The sequence below is a fragment of the Coleofasciculus sp. FACHB-712 genome (assembly GCF_014695635.1).
Lineage (GTDB): Bacteria > Cyanobacteriota > Cyanobacteriia > Cyanobacteriales > FACHB-T130 > FACHB-T130.
In genome coordinates this window covers 1-2,727 of sequence record NZ_JACJOQ010000378.1, presented here as the reverse complement: position 1 = coordinate 2,727, position 2,727 = coordinate 1, and the positions used below count along the sequence as shown (strand labels likewise).

Annotated in this window: 4 protein-coding genes and 1 pseudogene; 3 read left to right on the top strand and 2 right to left on the bottom strand. The window is 43.2% G+C overall.

What is annotated here, in order from left to right; translation table 11 throughout:
* Positions 1–209, bottom strand: a pseudogene (locus tag H6F50_RS10475) (hypothetical protein); the annotation flags it as partial.
* 392 nt (positions 210–601) lie between these two features.
* Here H6F50_RS10475 and H6F50_RS10470 point away from each other — a divergent pair.
* The gene (locus H6F50_RS10470) at positions 602–1,183 is read left to right on the top strand and encodes an Hsp20/alpha crystallin family protein (RefSeq protein WP_190428649.1); all 582 of its coding nucleotides are present in this window, start codon (positions 602–604) and stop codon (positions 1,181–1,183) included.
* Here H6F50_RS10470 and H6F50_RS27555 read toward each other — a convergent pair.
* Positions 1,180–1,314, bottom strand: a complete 135-nt coding sequence (locus tag H6F50_RS27555) for a hypothetical protein (protein ID WP_277879335.1) — start codon at positions 1,312–1,314, stop codon at positions 1,180–1,182. The two genes, H6F50_RS10470 and H6F50_RS27555, sit on opposite strands and share 4 nt — an antisense overlap.
* Before the next feature lie 275 nt (positions 1,315–1,589).
* On the opposite strand from H6F50_RS27555, the gene H6F50_RS10465 reads away from it, so the two are divergent.
* Together H6F50_RS10465 and H6F50_RS10460 are read left to right on the top strand one after the other, a co-directional pair.
* The gene (locus H6F50_RS10465) at positions 1,590–1,874 is read left to right on the top strand and encodes a hypothetical protein (protein ID WP_190428648.1); all 285 of its coding nucleotides are present in this window, start codon (positions 1,590–1,592) and stop codon (positions 1,872–1,874) included.
* A gap of 470 nt (positions 1,875–2,344) precedes the next feature.
* Positions 2,345–2,727, top strand: a 383-nt coding sequence (locus tag H6F50_RS10460) for a glycosyltransferase (protein ID WP_190428647.1), incomplete at its 3' end; no start/stop codon positions are given.

Below are 2,727 nucleotides of genomic sequence, written 5' to 3'. Positions count from 1 at the left end.
ATAGTGCTGCCCAGAATAACTGCTGTTAGTAATAAAACAGCCATACCGGGAGAAAATCCTAGCTTGGCTACCGCAATTTGCACCACATCCACCGCTAAAGCAAACCAAAGAAAGGGTAGTAGCAGCAGGAACAGGATAAATAGAAGTAGGGAGACTGGAAGATAAATCATAAACATCTGGGAGAAGGATTCCTCGTTAGAGTCCTTCACGCTGTCGCTATTGTATAAATTTAGAGAAAATCCAGTGAGACGGTGTTGACCACCTTAATCATTGGTTATTGCCGTACACGAGCAGGAAAGACTCGTGGTTATGCGCCCCTACGATATGGGTGGAAAGCATTACTTACTAGGTAGGGTTTTCCCTAATGACAAAACTTTTTGGATAGAACAATATTAGATTAAGGCAAGCAAATAAGTCTTGTGACTGAAAGCTGCTTTGTCAAAGTAATTAGCAGTGTACCCAGTTACTGAAAAAGACTATTTTCTTGCCTCAGGTAAAGCAGCTTCTCCATATTAAGTAATCGCAATCAAAGAAGCTGTGCGCGAGTCTACCAAACAATAACGTTGAGTGAGTTAAGTCTATAACGGAGGTAACTGAACGTATGGCACTAATACGTTGGCAACCATTCCGCGAAATAGAAACCTTACGCCGTCAATTTGACGAACTATTTGAGGAACTTGCAAGAGGCAACCGCGAGTCTGAGATGACTTGGACGCCTTTGATTGAACTTCAAGATATGGATAACAACCTCATTCTTAGGGCGCAACTCCCCGGTTTAGAAGCTAAGGATCTCGATGTCCAAGTGACTCGTGATGCAGTTTCAATTTCGGGGGAACACCGCTCTGAAAACAAGGTTGAAGAGAAAGGATATTTCCGCTCAGAATTTCGCTACGGTAAATTCCAACGGATGATTCCTTTGCCGGTTCATATCCAAAACGAGCGGGTACAAGCTGACTTCCAGAATGGCGTTTTAACGCTGACGCTGCCTAAGGTGGAAGAAGCACAACGCCGAGTCGTTAGGCTCAACTTGGGTGAAAGCCAAGGCGTGGGCAGCGATGCGATGCCAAAGGAAATCGCTGGAGCAAATGCTTCCACAACTGCTTCAACAACTGTAGAAGCGAACAGCGAACAAGGTAACGGTCATAACGACCAGGCTCAAGCTGAATCAGCGATCGCTTCCTAATTAACGCGCTTCGCATCCTCCATTCCTCCTGAGAAACATGGCAGCAGACGGGAGCAATTCCGTCTGTTGCTGAAACGACAACTAAACGCGATCGCAATCACTGCAAGTGCGATCGCGGTTAATTTGTTCACATAACAGCTTTGTGCATTCCCACAAGTTAAAGGATTATTCCAATTTGTCTGTTGATCGCTGCTTCAATCGCCGCATCAGTGGCTTGAACTGAGATTTTAAAATACACACCCACAGCAGCCTTCAATCTCCAGTAGTGTTGCAGCTGGAGATTGAAGCGTGGTACGGTTGCATCTCCCTGGAATCCAGGTTAAGCCTGGTTCTTTACGAAGACGAAAATTCAGGGAATAATTAGAGAAATACAGATGAGGAAAATTTTTAGTTCGGTAGAAATACTATGCTGAGAATTGCGATCGTAGCTCTATTAACTTTGGAGATAGTGTTATTGTCTGCGTTAGCGCTATCTCCAGCTAACGCGACTAGCAGTGACTTTGAAAATTACATCTGGAGCTTTGCAGATGTAGGCAGCCATCAAGTTGTTTGTAAGAAGATTGTGATGCATCCGGAGAAACAGTTGCAGTCCGGAGAATCTGGCAGACAAGTTGTAAAGATGTCTTCTACCTCTACAGTCGTGAGTCATAGTTATTGTGCTGCCTCAACGAAACCTGTTGTGGGAAGCTAATCGGTTACTTTAATACTGAGCTGAGTGGGAGGTAACTGGAACGCACCTCACATCTTAGTTATGTTTTGCCCGATTGCTCCCGGAAAGGTATAGCAGTCCTAAATGATGCGTGAGAGCGAGATGACCGACTTCCTTAAAGAAGTCGGTCATCTGTTCTGCTGATTCACAATTCCAATAGGGTTGTTATAGCGCCAGATAAAAAGAGATTATTACGCGCAAAATTCTCATAATACAAGTATTTTAATTCTCAAAATAATATCTCAAATTTTATATTTTTTGGGTTCGGATATCTCTACCTTCTTAATTCCAAGTTTCCGCCTAAAGTAGCATCTACAAAAATAAATATTCTTTATCAAAATTTTGTGAATTAATTTCCTCTGTTTAGAAAATCCTTCACAAGGAATAAAACATCTATAGAACAGAGCCTCTTCTAATCTAAATTAGACCTTACTACAATTAGGAGGTTAGTGATGAGAATTGCACAGGTGGCCCCTTTATGGGAGCGTGTTCCACCTCCAGCCTATGGCGGCATTGAATTAGTTGTCGGGTTACTTTGCGATGAATTAGTCCGGCGCGGTCATGAGGTCACTTTGTTTGCATCTGGTGATTCCATCAGTCTCGCTAAATTAGAATTTGTTCATCCACAGGCACTCCGTTTAGACTCCTCAGTGAAGGAATATAGCATTTACGAAATGCTGCAATTGAGTCGAGTCTACGAGCAAGCAGATAAGTTTGATATCATTCACTCTCACATGGGCTGCGCTGCCTTGCCTTATGCGAATCTGGTAAAAACGCCTACTGTTCACACCCTGCATGGCATTTTTACCCCAGACAATGAAAAGCTGTTTATGCA

What these genes read in the sequence shown, in the direction of transcription:
- H6F50_RS10470 (WP_190428649.1), top strand. Translation starts at nt 602, where the DNA reads ATGGCACTAATACGTTGGCAACCATTCCGCGAAATAGAAACCTTACGC.
- H6F50_RS10465 (WP_190428648.1), top strand. Translation starts at nt 1,590, where the DNA reads ATGCTGAGAATTGCGATCGTAGCTCTATTAACTTTGGAGATAGTGTTA.